This is a genomic window from Paraburkholderia aspalathi, from assembly GCF_900116445.1.
Lineage (GTDB): Bacteria > Pseudomonadota > Gammaproteobacteria > Burkholderiales > Burkholderiaceae > Paraburkholderia > Paraburkholderia aspalathi.
The window spans coordinates 460,134-482,631 of sequence record NZ_FPBH01000003.1; the positions used below are offsets into that span (position 1 = coordinate 460,134).

Below are 22,498 nucleotides of genomic sequence, written 5' to 3' on the forward strand. Positions count from 1 at the left end.
CCCCGGCGTCAAACCGGGGCAGCCAGCGCCAGTTGCACACGTCGGCGTCAAACACGACTCTCACCGCGTCACTACCCCAGCGCCAAGCGTCGTTGACCGGCGCGCAAGACGCCCGCGGCACCACCTCAGCACCGGCCTCTCCACGAAGTGCCACGACAGCGCCGCGCACAGCAGGATGAACGGCGCCGCGATCAGCACCGCCGTCACATGGCTCAACTGCGGCGCGATATTCGCGACGCATTGCTGCACCATAAAACCGTACAGATAAATCCCATACGAGTAATCGTGGCGCGGCACGAAGCGCCGCAAGAGCGGCGTCGCGCCCACCCATAGCACGCCGTAAACAAACGCCAGATAGAAAAGCGGTTGAGCGCCGGCCGTGTCGCGGAACACCAGAAACACCATCACCAGCGCGACGGCCGTCAGGCCGTTGATGTCGATCCGTTCGCGCCAGCCATACAGCAGCATCCCCAGCATGAAAAACGGCTCCGGCCAGAATGAATAGCCGCCGGGCGTTTCGCTGAAGTCACGCAGGCCGATCTGCAGATGCGGCAGATGCACGCGCAGAACGAACGCGGCGCACCCGAGCACCGCCGCCAGTGCCGCCCCCCGCGCGCTGGACAACAAGCCCAGCATGCCGGTCGCCATCACGATCAGATAGCAGCGCACTTCGAGCGGCAACGTCCACAGCGGCGCAGCGACGTCGACTGGAAAGCGGTTGTGCTCGAATACACCGGGCACCACCCAGCCGGTTTTCAGCACGATGCTGGAAAAGTTGTCGAGGTTGGCCCACGTCATGCCGGAAGCAAAATAGTCGCGCAGCGGCAGTGTCGTGAACAGCGGCCCGACGATGAACACGGTCACCAGCGAGCCGCCCGCCACCGCCGGCCACAGGCGCGCGATGCGCAACGCGGCGAAACGCGGCACCGAGCGTTGCCGGTCGAAACTGGCGGTCACCAGCATGCCGCTCAGCAGAAAGAACGCATAGACGCCGAGTGCGCCAAAACCGTCGAAACCGAGCGCGTTCCGGACCCAATCCGTCGTGCCGTCGGGCGCCTGTATCAGATATGAATTGCCATACACCACGGCGATGGCGGCAAGGAGCCGCACGAGATCGAAATTGTTGCCGTTGCGCGAAAGGGCGTGCGAAAGCGGGTTCATCGATACCTCTTACAGAAAGCGTCACTAATGGGTGCCGACGCGCCAGAATGTGGCATGGCAGCAATTTGCACCGTTCGCTTTCGCACAGAGCGCCGCGGCACTGCGAGAGCGGTTCTGGCGGCGGCAACCCGCTGGCGCATTGCCTGGCGCATTGCCTTGCAGCCGCCGGAGCCGCGTGTGGCACCGGCTCCTCCGCGCACAGTCACGCGACATCTGATAATTTGTCTACCGACGGATTGGAATCGGCGCGCCCAGCCCCAATAATGTCTCTATGGAGTGTCATTGGGGCGCCATCGCGCGCCCGTCGATGCACCGATTACCCGTTCACCCGCGTCAGACAGGAAGCCTTATGTCCAATACCCCCTCGAAGCACGACAATCCGCTCCTCGATTTCTCCGACCTGCCGCGCTTTGGCGAAATCCGCCCCGAACACGTCACCCCCGCCCTCGATATCCTGCTCGCCGATGCGGCCGCCGCCGTCGAGCGCGCCGCCCAGCCCATTACGCCCGCTTCGTGGGCCGACGTGGTCGAGCCGGTCGAACGCGCCACCGAACCGCTGTCGCGCGCCTGGGGCGTGGTCGGCCATCTGAACGCCGTGGCGGATACGCCGGAGCTGCGCGCGGTGTACGGCGAGAATCTGCCGCGCGTCACCGAATTCTGGTCGAGCGTCGGCCAGAATCTCGCGCTCTATGAGAAGTACAAGGCGCTCCACGCCAGCAGCGATTTTTCCTCGCTGACCGGCGAGCGCAAGAAAATCCTCGGTAATGCGCTGCGCGATTTCCGCCTGTCGGGCGCGGAGTTGCCGGAAGACCAGAAGCCGCATTTCGCCGAATTGCAGGAAAAGCAGGCGGGCTTGTCGAAAGCATTTTCGGATCACGTGCTCGACGCGACCAACGCGTACGCCTACATCGTCGAAGCCGGCGATGAAGCGCAACTGGCCGGCCTGCCCGAAGACGTGATCGAAGCCGCGAAGGAAGCAGCCGAACGCGAAGGCAAGACCGGCTACAAATTCACGCTGCACTTCCCGTCGTATTTCCCGATCATGCAGTACTCGGAAAATCGCGCGATGCGTGAAACGATTTACCGCGCGTATGTGACGCGCGCATCGGAACTCGGCCCGCAATATGGCAACGGCAAGCCGGATTGGGACAACACGGCCGTGCTCGCCGATCAGTTGAAGCTGCGCGCCGAAGAAGCGCACATGCTCGGCTACAACAACTTCGCCGAAGTCTCGCTCGCGCCGAAGATGGCCGAGTCGCCGGCGCAAGTCATGGCCTTCCTCGAAGACCTCGCCACGCGCGCGCGGCCGCACGCTGAACAGGACTGGAAGGAACTGCGCGAATTTGCCGCGAACGAACTCGGCATGGCCGAGCTGCAGCCGTGGGACATGACGTTCGCTGCTGAGCGTCTGCGTCAGAAGCGCTATTCGTTCTCCGAGAACGAAGTTAAACAGTACTTCCCGGAAGACGTCGTATTCAAGGGCCTCTTCAAGGTCACCGAAACGCTGTTCGGCGTGCGCATCCGTCGCGACGAAGCAGCCGTGTGGCACCCGGACGTGCGCTTTTTCCGCGTCGAGAATCAGGACGGCGGCCTCGTCGCCCAGTTCTATCTCGACCTGTATGCACGCGAAGGCAAGCGCGGCGGCGCATGGATGGACGATGCACGCGGCCGTCACAAGCACACGCACGGCAGCGTGCAAACGCCGGTGGCGTATCTGACCTGCAACTTCTCGGCGCCGGTCGGCGGCAAGCCCGCCTGCTTCACGCATGACGAAGTGATCACGCTGTTCCACGAGTTCGGCCACGGTCTGCACCACATGCTCACGCGTGTCGATGAACTGGGCGTGTCGGGTATCAACGGCGTCGAGTGGGACGCAGTCGAACTACCGTCGCAATTCATGGAGAACTTCTGCTGGGAATGGGACGTATTGAGCGACATGACCTCGCACGTCGACACGGCCAAGCCGTTGCCACGCGATCTGTTCGACAAGATGCTCGCCGCGAAGAATTTCCAGAGCGGTCTCGGCACGCTGCGCCAGATCGTGTTCTCGATGTTCGACATGCAACTGCATACCGGCTTCGATGCGTCCGGCACGAAGAACGCCACCGAACTCGCGAGCGAGATCAACGAGCGTTTCCACGTGGTGCCGCAAGCTTCGTTCTCGCGTTGGCCGAATACGTTCAGCCATATTTTCGCGGGCGGTTATGCAGCAGGCTACTACAGCTACAAGTGGGCTGAAGTGCTGTCCGCCGATGCGTACGCCGCGTTCGAAGAAGCCGCACAGGCCGCGAGCGGCAGCGTGCTCGATCAGGCAACCGGCATGCGCTACCGCAAGGAGATTCTGGAAGTGGGCGGCAGCCGTCCCGCGATGGAATCGTTCAAGGCGTTCCGCGGCCGCGAGCCGAATATCGACGCCTTGTTGCGGCACAACGGCATGGCGCCTGGCGCCGCGCATTGAGCTTGTGGTGAAGCATCGGTCGGCTTTGTAGATAGCGCCGACATCGATAAAAAAGCCGGTGACCTGCGAGAGCAGGCACCGGCTTTTTTCATGAACGCGCGCCGCGAGCGGTGCGCTGCGGCTAACCGCGATGCAGTTTGAAATCGACCTCTGCAGGACGCCCTTCCAGCGACAACGCCGCGCGCGCAGCAGGCGCACGGCTCACCACCTTGCCGCGGCTCACCACTGCAAGCCGCGCGGCGCGCAAGCGGATCGCTTCGACCGGATCGCGCGCATCGAGCAGCACGAGATTCGCCGCGCAACCCGGCGCGACGCCGTAGTCTTCCAGCCCGAGAATACGCGCGGCATTCACCGTGACCGCGTCGAAACACGCATGCATGCCGTCGACGCCCGTCATCTGCGCAACATGCAAACCCATGTGCGCGACTTCGAGCATGTCGCCCGAGCCGAGGCTGTACCACGGATCCATCACGCAGTCGTGGCCGAACGCGACGTTGATGCCCGCCGCCATCATCTCCGGCACGCGTGTCATGCCACGCCGTTTCGGATACGTATCGCTGCGGCCCTGCAGGGTGATGTTGATCAACGGATTGGCGATCGCCGCGACGCCCGACTCGCGCATCAGCGGCAAGAGCTTGCTGACGTAATAGTTGTCCATTGAATGCATCGAGGTCAGATGCGAACCGGTGACGCGCCCATGCAAGCCGAGCCGGTGCGTTTCGGCGGCGAGCGTTTCGATGTGACGCGACATCGGATCGTCCGATTCGTCGCAATGCATGTCGACGCGCAAGCCCTGCTCCGCCGCGAACTCGCACAACATGCGCACGGACTGCGCGCCGTCGGCCATCGTGCGTTCGAAATGCGGAATCCCACCAACCACGTCGACGCCCATTGCAATCGCTCGCTTGAGATTCTCGAATGCGCCTGCGCTGCGCAAGACGCCGTCCTGCGGAAACGCGACCAGTTGCAAGTCGAGATAAGGCGCGACGCGGCGCTTCACTTCGAGCAGTGCTTCGACGGCGAGCAAGCGCGGATCGCATACATCAACGTGGCTGCGAATCGCCAGCAGACCGCGCGCGACAGCCCAATCGCAGTACTGCAGCGCGCGCTCGATCAGCGCCTCCTGCGTGAGGTCCGGCTTCAGTTCGCCCCACAGCGCGATGCCTTCCAGCAAGGTGCCCGACGCATTCACGCGCGGCAGACCGTACGACAGCGTCGCGTCCATGTGGAAATGCGGATCGACGAATGGTGGCGTGACGAGCGAACCGGCGGCGTCGATTTCTTCATGCGCGCTCGCGGCCAGATTCGGTTCGACGGCGACGATGCGGCCCGCTTCGATGCCGATGTCGACCGGCTCTTTGTGCTGCTTGTGCTGTGATGTGGCGCTCGGCGGCAGCGTCGCGCGGCGGATAATCAGATCCATGATTCGCTCCTGTTGACCGCTCTTTGACTGATTGCGATTTTATCGGCGTCAGAAAGTGTGTGCCCGCGTTTTAGCAGGACGCCGTACCGGCAGGCGGAGAGGAATGCGTACCGGCTACGAATGACAACGCCCGCCTATACTCGACTTTCCACACGTTCGATGCCTGGCATTCCACATGCAACGGCCTGCATCATCCACCAACGGAGCAAGACCATGAAAACCATCGGCGTGATCGGCGGAATGAGTTGGGAGTCGTCCACCGAGTACTACAGGCTCCTGAACCGCCACGCCAAGGCGCGCCTTGGCGGCCACCACAACGCGTGCAGCCTGATGCTGACGGTCGACTTCGCGCCGATCGAGGCCAACCAGCGCGCCGGCAACTGGACGGCGCTCGGCGATCAGCTGGCCGACGCCGCGCGCCAACTCGAACGCGGCGGCGCCGACCTGGTGATACTGGCGACCAACACCATGCATCGCGTGTACGAATCGATCGAACGGGCGATTGACGTGCCCTTCCTGCACATCGCCGATCCGACCGGCAAGGCGCTGCGCGCCGCAGGAATCGCGCGGGTGGGCTTGCTGGGTACACGCTACACGATGGAGCAGACGTTTTACACGGGGCGCTTGAGCGAACGCTACGGCCTCGAGACGCTGATTCCCGAAGAAGCCGAACGCGCGGATGTGCACCGCATCATCTATGACGAACTGTGCCACGGCAACGTGAATGACGCCTCGCGCGCGGTCTATCAACGTGTGATCGAAGGACTGGCCGCGCGCGGTGCGCAGGCAGTGATTCTCGGCTGCACGGAAATCACCTTGCTGATCAAGCCGGAAGATTCGGCGTTACCCGTATTCGACACGACCGAATTGCATGCGCAAGCGGCAGTGGACTGGGCGATCGAGTCGGAGGAGTGAATGCAAGTGCACGCGGCGCATGCACGCGTGAAAGCGAACGCCAGAAGTTAAAAAGCCCGCGTAGCTTGCGCTAGCGGGCTTTCAACAATGCTTGGTTGCGGGGGTAGGATTTGAACCTACGACCTTCGGGTTATGAGCCCGACGAGCTGCCAGACTGCTCCACCCCGCGTCAGAGAAAAAGAGTATATAGGGTGGTTCGCGAGACGTCAAACAATCGGACGAAATAATTTCAAATGCGGTGCCTGTTGCGGGTCGCGCTCATGCAGCAGGTGAACGCCGCACATAAGCGGACCACTCAGAGATCCTCGACCGTCGCGCCTTCCACTTTGCCGTCGATGATGTCCGCGCCGTACTGGCTCGCGCTGCGTTTCGCGACACCGAAATCGGAGAACGTGGACGCCAGCACGAGACGGAATACGCGGCTTGCCTTCGAGCCGCTGATCGCGCCCGGCCGGCACACGCGTACTGCAACGTCGTAACCTTCGGCATGACGCTTGTGACCGTCGAACTTGTCGAACTGCCGCGAAAACACCAGCGGATGCACTTCGAAGTCCTTATAAAGGGCTGGATATAGTTGGGCCATGATGCGTTCCCGATGCGCGTAAATGTGATCCCACTATACGCCGTGGCATGACGGCATCGGGCTTTTATTTTTGACGGCCGCCGGGGCAATTTTCACCGTCGGTCGTCTCGCGCGATAAGATGCGGGACTATCGGAATCGACCCGATCCTGCCAATCCGGATCCGGGTCGCCAGACGGGTCGTCGCTGAAGCAAAAATAAAGCGGAACGCGGGGCCAGCGCCCCACAAAGCCTTGCCCAGCAAGAATGTGAGAACTTTATGAAAATCGCCACCTGGAACGTCAACTCCCTCAAAGTGCGCCTGCAGCACGTCATCGACTGGCTCGAAACCAGCCACGCAGACGTGCTGTGCCTGCAGGAATTGAAGCTGACCGACGACAAATTCCCTCGCGCCGAACTCGAAGCGAAAGGCTACCGGAGCTGGTTCGCGGGCCAGAAGACGTATAACGGCGTCGGCATCCTGGTGCGCGACGGCCTGAACGTCGACGAAAGCAGCATCGTGCGCAATATCCCCGGCCTCGAAGACCCGCAGCAACGCGTGATCGCCGCGACCATCGAGGGCGTGCGCATCATTTCCGCCTACTTCCCGAACGGCCAGGCGCCGGGCACCGACAAATTCGCCTACAAGTTGGGCTGGCTCGCCGCCCTGCACGACTGGGTCGCGAGCGAAATGGCGCTGTATCCGAAACTCGCGCTGCTCGGCGACTACAACATCGCGCCGGAAGATCGCGACGTGCACGATCCGAAAGCGTGGGAAGGCCAGAATCTGGTGTCGCCCGAAGAGCGCGCCGAGTTCGTGCGGCTGGTCGCACTCGGTCTCGTCGATGCGTTCCGTCAGTTCGAGCAGCCGGAGAAGATTTATTCGTGGTGGGACTACCGGATGATGGCATTCCGCCGCAACGCGGGGCTGCGTATCGACCACATTCTGCTGTCGAAAGCGCTTGCCGAGGCGTGCTCGTCCTGCGATGTCGACAAGGTGCCGCGCAAGTGGGAGCAGCCGTCGGACCACGCGCCGGTCGTCGCCCAGATCGGCTGAACGCACGGCGAGCGGAGCCTACGCCGCCCCGCTCAAACAGCGCCACAAGAATTCGAACACCATCGCATCGTGCTCGGCCTGCTCCAGCTCATCGGAGCCGCCGTGTCCTCCTTCCGTGTTCTCCCGATACCAGACCTTTTCTGCGCCCAGCGCCTGCATGCGCGCGGCCATCTTGCGGGCGTGTCCGGGGTGCACGCGGTCGTCCGCAGTCGATGTGGTGAACAGCACCGGCGGATACGCGACGTCCGCACTCACGCGGTGATAGGGCGAGTAAGCGGCCAGCACGCGTGCCTCGTCTGGCTCGTCCGGATCGCCGTATTCATCGATCCATGATGCGCCTGCGTGCAAAAGGTGATAGCGGCTCATGTCGAGCAGCGGCACCTCGCACACTACGGCGCCGAACAACTCGGGACGCTGCACCATGCACGCCGCGACCAGCAGGCCGCCATTGCTGCCGCCCTGAATACCGAGTTGCGCGGCGCTGGTCACGCCTGTGCTGATGAGCGCCTCGGCCACCGCGATGAAATCGTCGAACGAGCGCTGCCGATGCTCGCCCTGCGCCGCCGTATGCCACTGCGTGCCGAACTCGCCGCCACCGCGTATATGCGCCACAACGTACACGCCGCCGCGCTCCAACCAACCGATCCCCGGCCCGGTCAGATAACCCGGCAGCAGCGGAATCGCGAAACCGCCGTAACCGTTGAGCAGGCATGGGCGTGGTTGCTCGTCTGTCTGCGCCGTCTGCCCTTGCACAGCGTGTTGCGCTACCCGCGGTCCGATCACGGTGTACGGCACCCGCGTGCCGTCCGCGGACACCGCGTGCCCATGCGTCACCGCGAACGGCGTCGCATCGAACTGGGTCGGCCAGCGGTCGAGCAACGTCCAGTCGGTCAGGTCGTTCTGGGCAAGATCGGTGAGCCAGTACGCAGGCGGCTGCAGATAGTCGTCGGTATCGACGAACACTTCGTCGTTCAGCGTCGGCTCGATCGGTGAGACGTCGGCCTGCACATCGTCACGTGAGGGAAAGAAACGTTGATGCCAGTGCCAGACTTGATCGGCCGCTTGCGACGGGATCCACAGCGAGGTCCTGCTCTGCACATCTTCCAGGTACGACACGATCAGGTAGTTGCGCGTGTGCGTCCACTCGCAGGCGGAGGTTTGCGATGTCGGCGTGAAAAGCGGCACCACGTCACGCTCGCCACGCAAAAACGCGGCTTCGCGGATCGCCAGCAACGCGCCGCCCGGATAGCGCACGCCATTGCAGTCCCAATCGAGACGCGGCTCGAGCAGCAGCCAGCCTTGCCAGCCGCCGACCGCAACGTGCGAGGGTACGTCGTACCGGTGCCATGCATCGGCCCTGTCTGCGGCGCCGTCGTTGGTATCGATATCGAGGTAGTACGTCTGCGAATCGAAGAAATCGACGCTGCTCACCACCGTGTGGCGCCGCTCGATCGGATCGTAGTGGGCCTCGACGCCGATGTCGCCAAACGCCCCCTTGAAGACCACCGGCGCGTCGGCCAGTGCACTCCCCCGCGTCCAGCGCCGCACTTCGCGCGGATAGCCGGAGCGCGTCAGCGTCTTGCGGCCGTTGTCCCAGCCGACGTAGAGCGTGTCCCGATCGATCCACGAAGCCGTGTGCTTGCCGGCCTTCGCAATCACGAAGCCGTCGTCCACGAACCGTCGCGCGTCGATGTCGAACTCGCGTACAACCAGCGCATCCGAGCCGCCCGGCGACAGCGTGACCAGCGCGCGATCGCCATCCGGATAAAGAATGTCGAGTTCGGCGCAGACCCATGGCGTGCCTTCGGCCGCACCGAGCGCATCGAAGTCGAGCAGGTTCTGCCAGACAGGTGCGCCGCTGCGCCAGGCCGCCCACGCCGTGCGCCGCCAGATGCCTTTGGGATTGCGTTCGTCCTGCCACAGATCGTAGGCCCAGTCCTTCCAGCGATCGGGGATGACCGGGCGCTCGCGCGGCAGATAAGCGTCGGCAAGCCGCTGTTTGAGCGACTCGAATTCCGCGCTGCTGCACCACGCGGCGCGCGTGCGGGCGTTCTGCGCTTCGACCCATGCGAGTGCGTCAGGGTCGTCGAGCGCTTCGAGCGACAGAAAGGGATCGGGAGAAAGCGGCCAGGAGAAAAAAGCGGCAGAAGCGGGCATCGTCAGCTGTTGAATGAAAACAGCGTTGATTATGCCTTGTGGGAGCCGGAGAGCCTTTGACGCTGCGCGCCGGAGCGGCTGCCAAGCCGCCCCGGCTGACCGCGCAAACCTCAGGGCTCAAGATTGAGTTCCTGAATCTTGCGCGTAATCGTGTTGCGGCCAATGCCGAGCCGCTCCGCCGCTTCAACCTTGCGGCCACGCGTGAAATCCAGCGCCTCGCGAATCACTGCCGCTTCGAAACGGCGCGCGAGTTCGTCCATCACGTCGGCCGCATTCTCGCGCAACATCCGCGCGACTTCGGTGCGCAAGCCGCCTTCCCAGGCAGCAACAGCAGTCGCGACGGGCATGCCGGCAGCACTGGCCGGATGCGCGGCTGCGCTGATGCCGTTGATCGGCGCACCGCCGGCGAGCCCTACTTCACCGGTACCGATCACGCCGGTGCCACCGCCCGTGAGATCGGCCACGCCAACTTGCGCGGGGCCCAGATCGGGCGGCAGGTCTTTGATCTCGATGGTCTGCGCCGGCGCCATCACCGTGAGCCAGTTGGCGAGATTCTCCAGTTGACGCACGTTGCCCGGAAACGGCAGCGATGCCAGATAAGCGAGCGCCTCTTCCGACACGCGCTTAGGCTCCACGCCCAGATCGCGCGCACTCTTTTGCAGGAAGTGGCGCGTAAGCAGCGGAATGTCTTCGCTACGCTCGCGCAAGGCCGGCAAACGCAAACGGATCACATTGAGCCGGTGATACAAGTCCTCGCGGAACAGGCCCTGACGCACGCGCGATTCGAGGTTCTGGTGCGTCGCCGCGATCACGCGCACATTGGCGCGCAACGGATTGTGGCCGCCGACGCGATAGAACTGCCCATCCGACAGCACGCGCAACAGGCGCGTCTGCAGATCGAACGGCATGTCGCCGATTTCATCGAGAAACAGCGTACCGTTTTCGGCCTGCTCGAAGCGCCCCTGGCGCATAGCCTGCGCGCCGGTAAACGCTCCGCGCTCGTGACCGAACAGTTCGGATTCCAACAGATCCTTCGGAATCGCCGCCGTATTCAACGCGATGAAGGGACCATTCGCGCGTGGGCTATGTCGGTGCAACGCGCGAGCAACGAGTTCCTTCCCGGTGCCTGATTCGCCGGTAATGAGCACGGTGGCCGCAGAATGCGACAGCCGGCCGATCGCACGAAACATGTCCTGCATCGCCGGCGCCTGGCCGAGCATTTCCGGTGCATCGGCGACGCGGTCGTCCCACGTCTGTTCGCCGCGCATGCTTTCGTCGACCGCGCGACGGATCAACTCGACCGCCTTGTCGACGTCGAACGGTTTGGCGAGGTATTCGAATGCACCGCCCTGGAATGCGGCGACCGCGCTGTCCAGGTCCGAGAACGCCGTCATGATGATGACGGGCAGGCCCGGCACCTTGTCACGAACGGTCTGCAGCAATTCGAGGCCGGAGCCGCCAGGCATCCTGATGTCGGACACCAGCACCTGAGGGCTGTCGTGATCGAGCGCGGCCGATGCCTCGCGCACGTTCGCGAAGCTGCGAGTCGCGAAGTTTTCGCGGGCGAGCGCTTTTTCGAGCACCCAGCGAATCGATTGATCGTCGTCTACTATCCAGATCGGCTTCATATAGGTCGTTCAGAAGTCTTGAGAGGCTTGTGGTGTTAGCAGTCGAGCGGCAGCAGAATCTGAAACTCGGTGTGGCCCGGCCGGCTTTCCACTTCGATCAGCCCGTCGTGCTGTTGCACGAAAGTCTGCGCGAGCGTCAGGCCGAGACCGCTGCCGTCCTCGCGCCCCGACACGAGCGGATAGAAAATGCGGTCACGGATTTCTTCGGGAATGCCTGGCCCGTTGTCAGTGATATGCAAGTCCAGTGCCAGCTTACATAAACGTTTCGACACGGTGATCTTGCGCGCAATGCGAGTGCGCAATTCGATGCGCGCATCGCCTTGCGAGATGCGTTCGCGCAATGCTTCGGCAGCGTTGCGCACGATGTTCAGCAACGCCTGGATGAGTTGCTCCTTGTCGCCGCGCAGGTCCGGCACGCTCACGTCGTAGTCGCGCTCGATCGTGAGACCGCGCGGAAACTCCGCGAGAATCACCTGACGCACGCGCTCGCACACTTCATGAATATTCACGTCACCGACGATATGCGGATGACGGTGTGGCTCCAGCAGGCGATCGACCAGCGTTTGCAGCCGGTCCGATTCCTTGATGATGACTTGCGTGTACTCGCGCAACTCGTCGCGCTGACGCTCGCCGAGTTCGAATTCGAGCAGTTGCGCCGCGCCGCGAATCCCGCCGAGCGGATTCTTGATCTCGTGCGCGAGGTTGCGGATCAGTTGTTTGTTGACCGCCGTGAGGTCGTTGATGCGCTCCTCGCGGTCGGTGCGGATATGCCGCTCGTTCTCGAACAGTTCGAGCAGCACATAGTCTTGCGCGCTTTCCAGGTGACCGACGACCGCATGCACATGCAGCGGCTCGTGGCCCGGACGCTCGAGTACGGCGTCCAGATGCGTCGCGTGAAAACGGTGGGCGGCGATCGCCGAAATCGTAGCGAGCAGTTCGTCCGCGTTCGAGAAGATGTCCGGCCACGCCATCTGCGTCAATTGCTTGCGCGAGAGCTCCAGCATCGACTCCGCCGACGGGTTCGCAAACACCACGCGCAACGTGCGTTTCTCGAGCACCAGCGCGACCGTCGGCAATGCCTCGAAGCCCGGCAGCAAACCGGAACCCACGAGCTGAGCGTCGTCCGACAGCGTCTGCTCGTGCCCTTTCCTTGCCTTCATCAGATTCTTCAGAACCATCTTGCAGTCTGGCCGATAGGAGATGGTGATCAATCAGGTGTACCGCTTATTGTCCTGCCTGATGCGCTACTTCTTTGCCCCTGTACGTCACGAACGCCGCGAATGGACTCATTCGCGCCTAACAAAAAAGGGACGGCGCCGCCGTCCCTTCGTGACCGATCGCGAGCGTCGGGCAAAGCGCTTCGCCGTTTGAAGGGCGAAGCGCCATTGCCGCTTACAGCGAGTAGTACATTTCGAATTCGATCGGGTGCACCGACTGACGATAGCGTTGCAGCTCGCCCGTCTTCAGTTCGATGTACGCGTCGAGCATCGAATCCGTGAACACGCCACCGCGCGTCAGGAATTCGCGGTCCGCGTCGAGTGCGTCCAGCGCCTGATCGAGGCCGGCACACACGGTCGGGATCTTTGCATCCTCTTCCGGCGGCAGGTCGTACAGGTTCTTGTCGGCAGCTTCGCCCGGGTGAATCTTGTTCTGCACGCCGTCCAGACCCGCCATCATCAGCGCGGAGAAGCACAGGTACGGATTCGCCATCGGATCCGGGAAACGCGTTTCGATACGGCGGCCCTTCGGGTTCGACACGTGCGGAATGCGGATCGATGCCGAACGGTTGCGCGCCGAGTAAGCCAGCTTCACCGGTGCTTCGAAGTGCGGCACGAGGCGCTTGTACGAGTTGGTCGACGGGTTCGTGATCGCGTTCAGCGCGCGAGCATGCTTGATGATGCCGCCGATGTAGAACAGCGCGAATTCCGACAGACCTGCGTAACCGTTGCCTGCGAACAGGTTCGTGCCGTCTTTCCAGATCGACTGGTGAACGTGCATGCCCGAACCGTTATCACCGACCACCGGCTTCGGCATGAACGTTGCCGTCTTGCCATACGTGTGCGCGACGTTCTGGATGATGTACTTCATTTGCTGCAGCCAGTCGGCGCGTTGCACCAGCGTCGAGAACTTCGTGCCGATTTCGTTCTGGCCCTGGCCCGCGACTTCGTGGTGATGCACTTCGACCGGGATGCCGATCTGTTCGAGCAACAGACACATTTCCGAACGGATGTCCTGGAACGTGTCGACCGGTGCGACCGGGAAGTAGCCGCCCTTCGTGCCCGGACGGTGGCCGGTGTTGCCGCCTTCGAAGTCCATCGCCGACGACCACGGTGCTTCTTCCGAACCGATCTTGACGAACGTGCCCGACTGGTCCGTACCCCACTTGACCGAGTCGAAAATGAAGAATTCAGGTTCCGGACCGAAGAAGGCCGTGTCGCCAAGGCCCGTGCTCTTCAGGTACGCTTCAGCGCGCTTTGCGAGCGAACGCGGGTCGCGTTCATAGCCCTTGCCGTCAGCCGGTTCGACGACGTCGCAGGTCAAGACGAGGGTCGACTCTTCATAGAACGGGTCGATGAAGGCAGTGTTCGCGTCCGGGACCAGCAGCATGTCCGATGCTTCGATGCCCTTCCAGCCGGCAATCGACGAACCGTCAAACGCATGGCCGCTTTCGAACTTGTCTTCATCGAATGCCGACACCGGCACCGAAACGTGTTGCTCTTTGCCGCGCGTGTCGGTGAAACGGAAGTCGACAAACTTGACGTCCTCGTCTTTGACGAGTTGAACGACGTCGGCCACGGATTTACTCATAACCTATCTCCTGATTAACGAATTCGGCGGATTCAGCCGCCGCCCAATCTAGCTGACCCGTCCCGGCGCGTCCACCCCTCTATCGTTGAGGATGAACATAAAAGCCTGCTGGAACAAATCGATCGGCACCAATAAAGCAGCTTCTGTGCCATGTGTGCGCCAACCCGGCGCAGAACCACACTGCGCGCGCGTTTGCGGGGAATGGGCGCACCGAACCGCATGCGGCCCCGAAATCTTCACGTTGCGCATCGCACCGAATTAGTGCATTCACAAAATCGACAACGGGTGACATCTCTATTCTGGTGCATTTTTCGGAATATGCACCATTACAGAGCGCACATCTCCTTGCTTCGTGCGGACTGGACGCCCGCGCTGAACCGCATGCGCGTTGCACGCCGCGCGCTAGAATGTTCATTTGGTCCGACGGAGATTTGCGCTCATGAGCACGCTCGAACAGTTGTACGCCCAGGCGGACAAGCGCCGCACCGAGAACCAGTTGCCCTACGCGGGCGCGGTATCGCCCGCCGAGGCGTTCGAACTGCTGCAACTCGACCCGCGCACGCGTCTCGTCGACGTGCGCACCCGTGCCGAACTCGATTGGGTTGGCCGGCCGGTTATCGGCGACGGACAATACGCCCACGTGGAATGGACGCGCTACCCAGGCGCCGTGCCGAACCAGGAATTCCTTCAGCAACTGAGTCATATCGCTTCGCCCGACACGCCGGTGCTGTTCTTGTGCCGCAGCGCCGCGCGCTCGAAGCTCGCCGCGATTGCCGCTACCCAAGCCGGCTTTACCAAGGCGTACGACCTGCTGGAAGGCTTCGAAGGCGACAAGGACGGCCAGGGGCATCGGAAGACGGTGTCGGGCTGGTGCTTTCGCGGGTTGCCGTGGATCGGCGCCTGATTGTTGATCCGCAGGGGCCTTCGGGAGATGGGCGGGACAATTAGACGCATCGTCGGCGCTGCATGTGACAGGCCGATGATGCGTTGAGTGTTATGTCAGGTACGGACGCAAGCGCGCCCGAAGGAAGGATGGTGTGCGCGGCGATTAACCGCTGCACGACCAGCGCTCAAGCGCGCGGTTTAGCCCCAGCCGCCTCCGGCTCGACGATATCGCCGCCCAGCAGGTGCACGCCTTCACGCAGCTTCACAAACGCCGCTGCCACCGCTTCCGGTTCGCCCTTCACACCGAGATCGATGTGATGCCGCGCATACACGCCGCCACGCTCCGCATCGCCCACGCTCGGCAGGCTGAACACCCGCACACCCGGAAAATCGTGTTCGATTTTTTCCATCAACGGCGTGAGGCGTGACTCCGGCAGCTCGAACACCAGCAATGACTTTTCCGCGTGCGGCATCGCATGATGCAGATGCGCGTATTGCGTATCCAGCACCCACTCGATCATCGGCCACGCCATCACCGGAAAGCCCGGCACGAAGTAATGCTGCTTGATCGAGAAGCCAGGAATCTTGTTGTAGCCGTTGGGAATGATCGACGCGCCCTGCGGATACGTGCCCATATTCAGACGATGCCGGTTCTCGGCCGAATTCAGATCGAGCGGCGCTGCGGCGTTCGCCGGATACATATCGCGGATACGCTCCTGAATCAGCTTCGCGGCCTCCGGATGCAGTTCGAGCGGCACGCCGAGCGCGGCTGCCGCGCACTGACGGGTGTGGTCGTCCGGGGTGGCGCCGATGCCGCCCGTGGAAAACACGATGTCGCCCGACGCGAACGTGCGTCGCAACGTCGCCGTGATGCGCTCCGGCTCGTCGCCGATATATTCAGCCCAGCCGAGCGACAACCCGCGCGCGCCCAGCAATTCGATGACCTTCGGCAGATGCTTGTCGATACGTCTGCCCGACAGGATTTCGTCGCCGATGATGATGACGCCAAATGCCATTGCCGCCTCTTTCGCTTTGTCAGTAATTCATCAGTAGGGAACCGGCGCCGCGTGCCGCGGGCCGTGCTCTTCCGCACGCATGCGTTGCAGCGCGCGCAGACAGTAGTAGCCGAACCACAGCGCCGAAAACACGAGGATGAACGCGTAGATCCAGATCGTCACCGCGGTGATCACCGGGAACAGCACGATCAGCCATACCGACGATGCCCACAGCAGCGTCGGCAGTGAACCCAGCAGTCCGCTCGCGATGCCGATCAACAGCAGCGGCAAACGGAAGCGTCTCACCAGCGCGCGCCGCTCGTCACGCGTGGCATGCAGCGCGAGCGCGTCGTAGCTCATCACGCGATACGTCAGCCAGCCCCACAGGAGCGGCGGAATCAGCGCAAAAAACGGCGGCACCAGCCAGAGCGGCAACGTGACGATCAGCAGCACCAGACAAACCAGCGTGGTCCACAATGCCTGGCCCAAGCTACCGTACCACGTTCCGCCGCGACGCATTTCAAGGCCGGGGAATTGCCGCGCCGACAGAAAGCGGATCACGGCCGGCATCGACAGCGTGGCAATCAATAGCAACACCGTGACGACGATCAGCGGAATCGCCATCGCAATCACGATAAACGGCGCGATTGCCGTGTGCAGCGCCGAAAAGCCGAGCCAGTCGAACAGATGATAGAGCGTGACGGTGAACGACCAGCTTTCGAGCCACGTGCGGGTGGCGCCGATCAGCGTCTGCCAGGAAAACCACAGGATCACGCCCCACCCGACCGTTGCCGCCAGAAACGGCAGGAAGGTCAACCAGAGCATGCGCGGGTGGAGCGCGCTTGCGAGCGCACGTCCGAACGAGCGCAACAAATCATTCATGCGAGCCAGTGCCGGTGGACGAAACGATGGAATAAGGAGAATGCCGCAACGCACCGGCCACGAGGCCAAGGCTGCGCGCACAAACGTGAACAGGATAAACCACGTGACGCGCCGCCGGGAAAACCGACGGCGCAAGAGGAAGAATGCTCAAACCGGGGCGGCGTCGCTGCCTTCGGTGCGCCGCTTCGGCGAAAGCCGCCCGGCGATGCGCACGAAGGCAAGCCAGTGCTGCGCCCAGAAACCGTCGCCGTAGCGTCGGCCTTCGAGTTGGTCACGGATGCCGGTGGGCTCCATTTCGCGGCTCCACGACACGCTGCGGAACAGCATGTCCCACCAGGGGAACAGCACGCCGAAGTTGCAACCGTACTTCAGCCCTTCGTGGCCATAGCCGATTGCATGATGCCGGCGATGGAAGGTCGGGCTGACCAACAGGCGCTCGCCGAGCCAGCCGAAGTACAGACTAATGTTCGCGTGCTGCACGCTCTGCGCGAGGTTCGTGATTGCCACCAGCACGACGAATTGCGACGGTGGCACGCCGATCACCAACGCGATCGCTGCAAAAAACGAAGCCTGCAACAAACTGTCGAGCAAATGGTTACGGTCATCGGACCACAGCGACATTTGCTGCTGGCTGTGATGTACGGCGTGCAATTCCCACCACACACCGATCCGATGTTCCCAGCGGTGATACCAGTAGCCCGCGAAATCGAGTACGAGCAGGTACATCACGAATGTGACAAGCGGCTGCGTGGTGACGCCCGGCCACAGATTGTCGAATTCGATATTCGCGATGTTGTGCAGCCGCAGCCAGGCCTGCACGTTGTCGAATAATGGCTGCAGCGCGAAAAAGAAGAACAGGTTCAGGATGCCGAGCTTGGCGATCCACGTGTAAATCACGTCGACACGCACGGCCTTGCGGTTTTCCCACCGCTCCACCGGGCGGAGCATTTCGAGCGGGCGCAGGATCGCGTACATCGCCAGCACCTCGAAAACGCCGACGATCACCCAATACAGGCTGTCGTAAGTGTCTTCGTCATAGTCCATCAGATTGAAGTGGAACAGCAGCGGCTGCACCACGTCGACGTACAGCAGCGTCTGCACGGCTGAGACGAAGCTGTCGAGAGAAGAAAAAATCAGATGGAACATGGTGCTGGCCTGTTACTTCATTCCTCGCGGTCTGCCTGTTACAGCGTCACGCGCCGTTCGGCGCCGTAATCGGCGCGCGATTGAAGAAATAGATACCGTGCGGCGAACGGCCGACGGCTATCGTCTGGATCAGCTTACGCGTGTTCAGGTCGATGATGCCGACATGTTTCGCAAAGCGGAAGGTCACCCACAGATAGCGTTTGTCCGCGGAAAGTTCCATGTCGTCCGGCCCCGGCATCAAACCGGTGATATCGCCGACATTGGTGAGCGTGTCTTCGTCGATGATGCTGATCGTGCTCGCGACGCGGTTCGATACCGCCACATGCTTGCCGTCGACCAGCGAGCGGAAGTTGTGCGCGCCCTTGCCGGTCTGGATCGTCTTGACGATTTTCTGGTTGCGCCAGTCGACCACCGCGACGTAATCCGCCCCGGTCATGCCGATCAGCAGATATTTCTCGCCCGGGGTCATCCACAGGCCGGCCGGCACCTTGCCGACCTTCATCTTCCACTTGACGGTTTGCGTGGCCAGATCGATAGCGGCCAGCTCGCCCGAAACCTGCAGCGTGACGAACACCGTCTTGCTGTCATTGGTGAAGGCCATGTGGCTCGGCATCACCGCGAGCGGCAGACGCGAGGCCAGCGTCATCTGGTTCTTCTGGCTGTCGTAATGATAGATGTCGAGGCGGTCCAGACGCAGCCCGGTGGTGACGAGCCACTTGCGGTCGGGCGAAAAACCGATCTGGTACGGATCCTCGATGTTCTCGACCCAGCGCTGGACCTGGCCCGATTTCGGATCGACGAACATCAGGTTGTTCGACACCGAGTTGGCGACGATCAACGACGAGTTGTCCGGCGTGGCCATCAGGTGGTGTGGTTCCTTGCCCGTCGGCACCGTGCCGATGACCTGGCGGGTGGTCTCGTCGATCAGGCTCAGCGTGGCTTCGCCGGAATTGAGCACGATCACGTTGTTGGCGAGAGCCGCCGGAGAAAAAAAGCCTGCGGCGGCGACCAGCGCTGCGCCTGCGGCGAACGTGGCAGTCACGCCGGGAAGAAAAAATTTACGCATGAAAACTCACTTCGGAGAACAACCGTCATTGTAGAACGTTTGCTGTGACCAGCGGTTGACCTGGATGCGGGTACGACGCGTGGAAAAACGAAGGGACGCGGCGCATCCGGCGGCAAATCTGTCAGTGAATTCCGAGTCACTGACAACCCGACGACGGTTTTACGTAGAAAAATCCGTGGCGATTCATATCAATCCATTTTAATCCACATAATAACAGCTCATTAAATTCTTATGCCATTCCGTTTTTCATAAGACAAAACAAGATTATTCTTTACTTTATACAATTAAAAAACACTTATCCAAACCCAATTACATCCCGCCATTTATTTTCAACGATTTAAGAATTGGCTTATTTCGGCTTCGCCCCACCAGAACTGACAATTTCGCCGTTCATCGCCCATGCACTTAATCCCGTGGACATGAAAGCGTGATGCAGGTAATTCGGACGCGCGAGGAAATCAACAGAACACAAAAAGCGGTCGGAATAAATAACCGTAGCCGACGTGTTCTGCCTATGCGCGACACACTTGGGGCGATGACGCCTTTTCCGACTCAGAATGCTTTCGTGTGCCGTCCACGATCTAATTCCGGCGGAGTTTTCTGAAAAATGAATAAAATCTACAAATCGGTTTGGTGTGAGACGACGGGCTCGTGGGTCGCCGCGTCGGAGACGGCTCGCTCGAAAACGAAACGCGGGGCATCGCGGAAGTTGGTCATGGCGCAGGCTGTGCTGGCTGCGGCAACTTTGCTGGGCGGTGTGCCGGTGGCGCAGGCGGCTACGGTTTATTTCGCTGCCGGCTCGGTCATTCCAGGTGTGGATCCCGATGCGACAGCCTCGGGACCGGGCTCGGTGGCGGCGGGCGTTGGATCGAGTGCATCGGGTTCGGGGTCCATCGCGATCGGTAACTGGGCAACGGCAACGAACACGGCCGCGACCGCGATTGGGTTCAAGGCGGAAAGCCGGGGCGAAGGTGCATTCGCGGCCGGGATGACAGCTCTGGCCGACGCCGATTTCAGCACCGGCATAGGCAACTATGCTAGCGCGACGGGCGTGGGCGCAACGGCGCTCGGCGCCAACGCGCTCGCGAATAGAAGCGGCGCGGTCGCCATTGGCCTTGACGCTAGCGCCTTCGCCGACGGCAGCGTTGCGCTCGGCCAAGGTTCGATCGCCGATCGTGCTAACACCGTCTCTGTCGGCGCAAGCGGCGCGGAACGTCAAATCACCAACGTCGCAGCCGGCACCGAAGCAACGGATGCCGTCAACCTGAGCCAGTTGAATGCCGTTGCCGCCGACGCATCCCGCTATTTCAAGGCAGACGGCCTCAATGACCGCTCGGATGACGCCACCGCAAGCGGCGACCACTCGGTTGCGATCGGCGCCTACGCCAACGCTTCCGGCGCTGAGTCATTGGCGCTCGGCACGTCTTCGCGGGCACAGGCAGACAACAGCACCGCCGTTGGCACCCTCGCGACGGCTGCGGGCGACAATTCGACGGCGCTCGGCTATCAGGCAAATGCCAGCTCCGCCAACTCGGTCGCGTTGGGCAACGGTTCGGTCGCCGATCGCGTCAACACCGTATCTGTCGGTTCAGTGGGCGCAGAACGCCAGATCACCAACGTCGCAGCCGGCACCGAAGCTACAGACGCCGTCAACTTGAGCCAACTGAATGCCGTTGCCGCTAACGCCTCGCGCTATTTCAAGGCAGGCGGCGCCAATGACGGCTCGGACGATGCCACCGCAAGCGGTGACCACTCAGTCGCGATCGGCGCCTACGCCAATGCTTCCGGCGACGCCTCTTTTGCAGCCGGCACGTCCTCCTGGGCACAGGGAGACAACAGCACGGCTGTCGGCACGCTTACCACGGCAGCAGGCGACGGCTCGACGGCGCTCGGCTATAACGCTAGCGCCGTCGCGGCTAACTCGGTCGCACTGGGCCAAGGCTCGATCGCCGATCGTGCGAACACCGTCTCGGTCGGCGCAAGCGGCGCAGAACGTCAAATCACCAACGTTGCAGCCGGCACCGAAGCTACAGACGCCGTCAACCTGAGCCAGCTGAATGCCGCTGCCGCCGACGCATCGCGCTATTTCAAGGCAGGCGGTGCCAATGACGGCTCGGACGACGCCACCGCAAACGGCGACCACTCGGTCGCGATCGGCGCCTACGCCAACGCTTCCGGCGACGCCTCTTTTGCAGCCGGCACCTCCTCGTGGGCACAGGGAGGCAACAGCACGGCTGTCGGCACCCTCGCGACGGCTGCCGGCGACAATTCAACGGCGCTCGGCTATCAGGCCATTGCCAGCTCTGCCAACTCGGTCGCCCTCGGCAACGGCTCGATCTCCGATCGTGCCAACACCGTCTCCGTCGGTGCAAGCGGCGCAGAACGTCAAATCACCAACGTCGCAGCCGGTACCGCCGACACCGACGCCGTCAACGTTGCCCAGTTGAAGGAAGTTACGTCACAGACCGACGCCAGGCTCGACGGCGCCGTGATGTACGACAGGAACGCCGACGGCAGCGTCAACAAGAACAGCGTCACGCTCGGCGATGCAACAAGCGGCGGCACAGTGATCCATAACGTCGCCGACGGCGTGGACACAAACGACGCCGTCAACCTCGGCCAGTTGAACGCGGCCATCAACGGCGCGGTCAGCGACATCACGGTCAACACGGCCAATCCGTTCTACAGCGCGGAAGGCGACCGCGGGACAGAAGGCGCGCTGGCAAGCGGCGCGCACTCGGTCGCTTCGGGCGCGAACGCACAAGCGGCAGGCGCCAATACCGTGGCCATCGGCGCGAACTCCGTCGCAAGCGGCAACAACGCCACCGCACTCGGCGCAGCAGCAAACGCCAGCGCGGACAACTCAGTGGCATTGGGTCAGGGCTCAGTCGCGGATCGGGCGAACACAGTATCGGTTGGCGCAGCGGGCCAGGAACGTCAGATCACCAACGTCGCAGCCGGCGTACAAGGCACGGACGCGGTCAACGTCAATCAACTACAGCAAAGCGTAAGCGGCGCGGTCGGCCAGGCAAACAGCTACACCGACGACCAGATCCGCTCGGCTCGCCGCGATTCGTACGGTGGCACGGCATCGGCGCTGGCCGCAGCAGGTTTGCCGCAGGCGGTCTTGCCGGGTCGCGGGATGGTGGCGATTGCGGGTGGCACGTATGGCGGCCAGTCGGCGATGGCCATCGGCGTTTCGCAACTGTCGGAAACCGGCAAGTGGGTCTACAAGGTGCAAGGGACGACCGACTCGCGTGGCCAGTTCGGTGCGTCGGTCGGCGCGGGCATGCACTGGTAACAGCTCGGCGGAAAACGTGATTGGCTCGATCTGAATCAGTCACGCCGACGCCGATA

The 22,498-nt window shown here is 62.3% G+C and carries 17 protein-coding genes and 1 tRNA gene; 6 read left to right on the forward strand and 12 right to left on the reverse strand.

What is annotated here, in order from left to right:
• Positions 1-60 precede the first annotated feature (60 nt).
• Positions 61-1,161, reverse strand: coding sequence for an acyltransferase family protein (locus BM438_RS07030; protein ID WP_093633572.1), 1,101 nt, complete (start codon positions 1,159-1,161; stop codon positions 61-63).
• 349 nt (positions 1,162-1,510) lie between these two features.
• Between BM438_RS07030 and BM438_RS07035 the strand changes: the two genes are divergently transcribed.
• Positions 1,511-3,619, forward strand: coding sequence for a M3 family metallopeptidase (locus BM438_RS07035; RefSeq protein WP_093633573.1), 2,109 nt, complete (start codon positions 1,511-1,513; stop codon positions 3,617-3,619).
• A gap of 121 nt (positions 3,620-3,740) precedes the next feature.
• Here BM438_RS07035 and BM438_RS07040 read toward each other — a convergent pair whose 3' ends face one another.
• A complete protein-coding gene (locus BM438_RS07040; RefSeq protein WP_093633574.1) occupies positions 3,741-5,042 on the reverse strand; it encodes an amidohydrolase family protein in 1,302 nt (433 codons plus the stop codon).
• Between the two features lie 213 nt (positions 5,043-5,255).
• On the opposite strand from BM438_RS07040, the gene BM438_RS07045 reads away from it, so the two are divergent.
• Positions 5,256-5,957 carry an aspartate/glutamate racemase family protein gene (locus BM438_RS07045; protein ID WP_093633575.1) on the forward strand — a complete coding sequence of 234 codons (702 nt, stop codon included), beginning with the start codon at positions 5,256-5,258 and terminating at the stop codon, positions 5,955-5,957.
• A 92-nt stretch (positions 5,958-6,049) separates the two neighbouring features.
• On the opposite strand, the gene BM438_RS07050 is transcribed toward BM438_RS07045, so the two are convergent.
• Positions 6,050-6,126, reverse strand: a tRNA-Met gene (locus BM438_RS07050).
• Positions 6,127-6,252: 126 nt separating this feature from the next.
• The gene (locus tag BM438_RS07055) at positions 6,253-6,540 is read right to left on the reverse strand and encodes a hypothetical protein (RefSeq protein ID WP_054038000.1); all 288 of its coding nucleotides are present in this window, start codon (positions 6,538-6,540) and stop codon (positions 6,253-6,255) included.
• 257 nt (positions 6,541-6,797) lie between these two features.
• Here BM438_RS07055 and xth point away from each other — a divergent pair, with 257 nt between their 5' ends.
• A complete protein-coding gene (gene xth / locus BM438_RS07060) occupies positions 6,798-7,574 on the forward strand; it encodes an exodeoxyribonuclease III (RefSeq protein ID WP_093633576.1) in 777 nt (258 codons plus the stop codon).
• A gap of 18 nt (positions 7,575-7,592) precedes the next feature.
• Here xth and BM438_RS07065 read toward each other — a convergent pair whose 3' ends face one another.
• The 3 genes from BM438_RS07065 to glnL form a co-directional block, all read right to left on the reverse strand.
• A complete protein-coding gene (locus tag BM438_RS07065) occupies positions 7,593-9,731 on the reverse strand; it encodes a prolyl oligopeptidase family serine peptidase (protein ID WP_093633577.1) in 2,139 nt (712 codons plus the stop codon).
• 110 nt (positions 9,732-9,841) lie between these two features.
• Positions 9,842-11,359: a nitrogen regulation protein NR(I) gene (ntrC, locus tag BM438_RS07070; protein WP_093633578.1), complete on the reverse strand. Its 1,518-nt coding sequence runs from the start codon at positions 11,357-11,359 to the stop codon at positions 9,842-9,844.
• A gap of 35 nt (positions 11,360-11,394) precedes the next feature.
• Positions 11,395-12,537 carry a nitrogen regulation protein NR(II) gene (gene glnL / locus BM438_RS07075; RefSeq protein ID WP_093633579.1) on the reverse strand — a complete coding sequence of 381 codons (1,143 nt, stop codon included), beginning with the start codon at positions 12,535-12,537 and terminating at the stop codon, positions 11,395-11,397.
• A gap of 22 nt (positions 12,538-12,559) precedes the next feature.
• Between glnL and BM438_RS45400 the strand changes: the two genes are divergently transcribed.
• Positions 12,560-12,730 (forward strand): hypothetical protein, encoded by a 171-nt coding sequence (locus tag BM438_RS45400; protein WP_167378325.1) that lies wholly within the window; start codon positions 12,560-12,562, stop codon positions 12,728-12,730.
• 21 nt (positions 12,731-12,751) lie between these two features.
• Here BM438_RS45400 and glnA read toward each other — a convergent pair whose 3' ends face one another.
• A complete protein-coding gene (glnA, locus tag BM438_RS07080; RefSeq protein WP_063496656.1) occupies positions 12,752-14,167 on the reverse strand; it encodes a type I glutamate--ammonia ligase in 1,416 nt (471 codons plus the stop codon).
• Positions 14,168-14,606: 439 nt separating this feature from the next.
• Between glnA and BM438_RS07085 the strand changes: the two genes are divergently transcribed.
• On the forward strand, positions 14,607-15,071 hold the full coding sequence (locus BM438_RS07085) for a rhodanese-like domain-containing protein (RefSeq protein WP_054037988.1): 465 nt from the start codon (positions 14,607-14,609) through the stop codon (positions 15,069-15,071).
• Between the two features lie 166 nt (positions 15,072-15,237).
• On the opposite strand, the gene BM438_RS07090 is transcribed toward BM438_RS07085, so the two are convergent.
• The 4 genes from BM438_RS07090 to BM438_RS07105 form a co-directional block, all read right to left on the reverse strand.
• Positions 15,238-16,068, reverse strand: a complete 831-nt coding sequence (locus BM438_RS07090) for a competence/damage-inducible protein A (protein ID WP_093633580.1) — start codon at positions 16,066-16,068, stop codon at positions 15,238-15,240.
• 30 nt (positions 16,069-16,098) lie between these two features.
• Positions 16,099-16,929 (reverse strand): EI24 domain-containing protein, encoded by an 831-nt coding sequence (locus BM438_RS07095; protein ID WP_054037984.1) that lies wholly within the window; start codon positions 16,927-16,929, stop codon positions 16,099-16,101.
• A 147-nt stretch (positions 16,930-17,076) separates the two neighbouring features.
• Positions 17,077-18,075: a sterol desaturase family protein gene (locus tag BM438_RS07100; protein WP_093633581.1), complete on the reverse strand. Its 999-nt coding sequence runs from the start codon at positions 18,073-18,075 to the stop codon at positions 17,077-17,079.
• A gap of 46 nt (positions 18,076-18,121) precedes the next feature.
• Positions 18,122-19,141, reverse strand: coding sequence for a YVTN family beta-propeller repeat protein (locus BM438_RS07105; protein ID WP_093633582.1), 1,020 nt, complete (start codon positions 19,139-19,141; stop codon positions 18,122-18,124).
• A 607-nt stretch (positions 19,142-19,748) separates the two neighbouring features.
• Between BM438_RS07105 and BM438_RS07110 the strand changes: the two genes are divergently transcribed.
• Positions 19,749-22,442 carry a YadA-like family protein gene (locus tag BM438_RS07110; RefSeq protein ID WP_093633583.1) on the forward strand — a complete coding sequence of 898 codons (2,694 nt, stop codon included), beginning with the start codon at positions 19,749-19,751 and terminating at the stop codon, positions 22,440-22,442.
• The last annotated feature ends 56 nt before the right edge of the window (positions 22,443-22,498 follow it).

What these genes read in the sequence shown, in the direction of transcription:
- BM438_RS07090 (WP_093633580.1), bottom strand. Translation starts at nt 16,068, where the DNA reads ATGGCATTTGGCGTCATCATCATCGGCGACGAAATCCTGTCGGGCAGA.
- ntrC (WP_093633578.1), bottom strand. Translation starts at nt 11,359, where the DNA reads ATGAAGCCGATCTGGATAGTAGACGACGATCAATCGATTCGCTGGGTG.
- BM438_RS07030 (WP_093633572.1), bottom strand. Translation starts at nt 1,161, where the DNA reads ATGAACCCGCTTTCGCACGCCCTTTCGCGCAACGGCAACAATTTCGAT.
- BM438_RS07035 (WP_093633573.1), top strand. Translation starts at nt 1,511, where the DNA reads ATGTCCAATACCCCCTCGAAGCACGACAATCCGCTCCTCGATTTCTCC.
- BM438_RS07095 (WP_054037984.1), bottom strand. Translation starts at nt 16,929, where the DNA reads ATGAATGATTTGTTGCGCTCGTTCGGACGTGCGCTCGCAAGCGCGCTC.
- BM438_RS07110 (WP_093633583.1), top strand. Translation starts at nt 19,749, where the DNA reads ATGAATAAAATCTACAAATCGGTTTGGTGTGAGACGACGGGCTCGTGG.
- BM438_RS07100 (WP_093633581.1), bottom strand. Translation starts at nt 18,075, where the DNA reads ATGTTCCATCTGATTTTTTCTTCTCTCGACAGCTTCGTCTCAGCCGTG.
- BM438_RS45400 (WP_167378325.1), top strand. Translation starts at nt 12,560, where the DNA reads ATGGTGATCAATCAGGTGTACCGCTTATTGTCCTGCCTGATGCGCTAC.
- xth (WP_093633576.1), top strand. Translation starts at nt 6,798, where the DNA reads ATGAAAATCGCCACCTGGAACGTCAACTCCCTCAAAGTGCGCCTGCAG.
- BM438_RS07055 (WP_054038000.1), bottom strand. Translation starts at nt 6,540, where the DNA reads ATGGCCCAACTATATCCAGCCCTTTATAAGGACTTCGAAGTGCATCCG.
- BM438_RS07085 (WP_054037988.1), top strand. Translation starts at nt 14,607, where the DNA reads ATGAGCACGCTCGAACAGTTGTACGCCCAGGCGGACAAGCGCCGCACC.
- BM438_RS07040 (WP_093633574.1), bottom strand. Translation starts at nt 5,042, where the DNA reads ATGGATCTGATTATCCGCCGCGCGACGCTGCCGCCGAGCGCCACATCA.
- glnL (WP_093633579.1), bottom strand. Translation starts at nt 12,537, where the DNA reads ATGGTTCTGAAGAATCTGATGAAGGCAAGGAAAGGGCACGAGCAGACG.
- BM438_RS07105 (WP_093633582.1), bottom strand. Translation starts at nt 19,141, where the DNA reads ATGCGTAAATTTTTTCTTCCCGGCGTGACTGCCACGTTCGCCGCAGGC.
- BM438_RS07065 (WP_093633577.1), bottom strand. Translation starts at nt 9,731, where the DNA reads ATGCCCGCTTCTGCCGCTTTTTTCTCCTGGCCGCTTTCTCCCGATCCC.
- glnA (WP_063496656.1), bottom strand. Translation starts at nt 14,167, where the DNA reads ATGAGTAAATCCGTGGCCGACGTCGTTCAACTCGTCAAAGACGAGGAC.
- BM438_RS07045 (WP_093633575.1), top strand. Translation starts at nt 5,256, where the DNA reads ATGAAAACCATCGGCGTGATCGGCGGAATGAGTTGGGAGTCGTCCACC.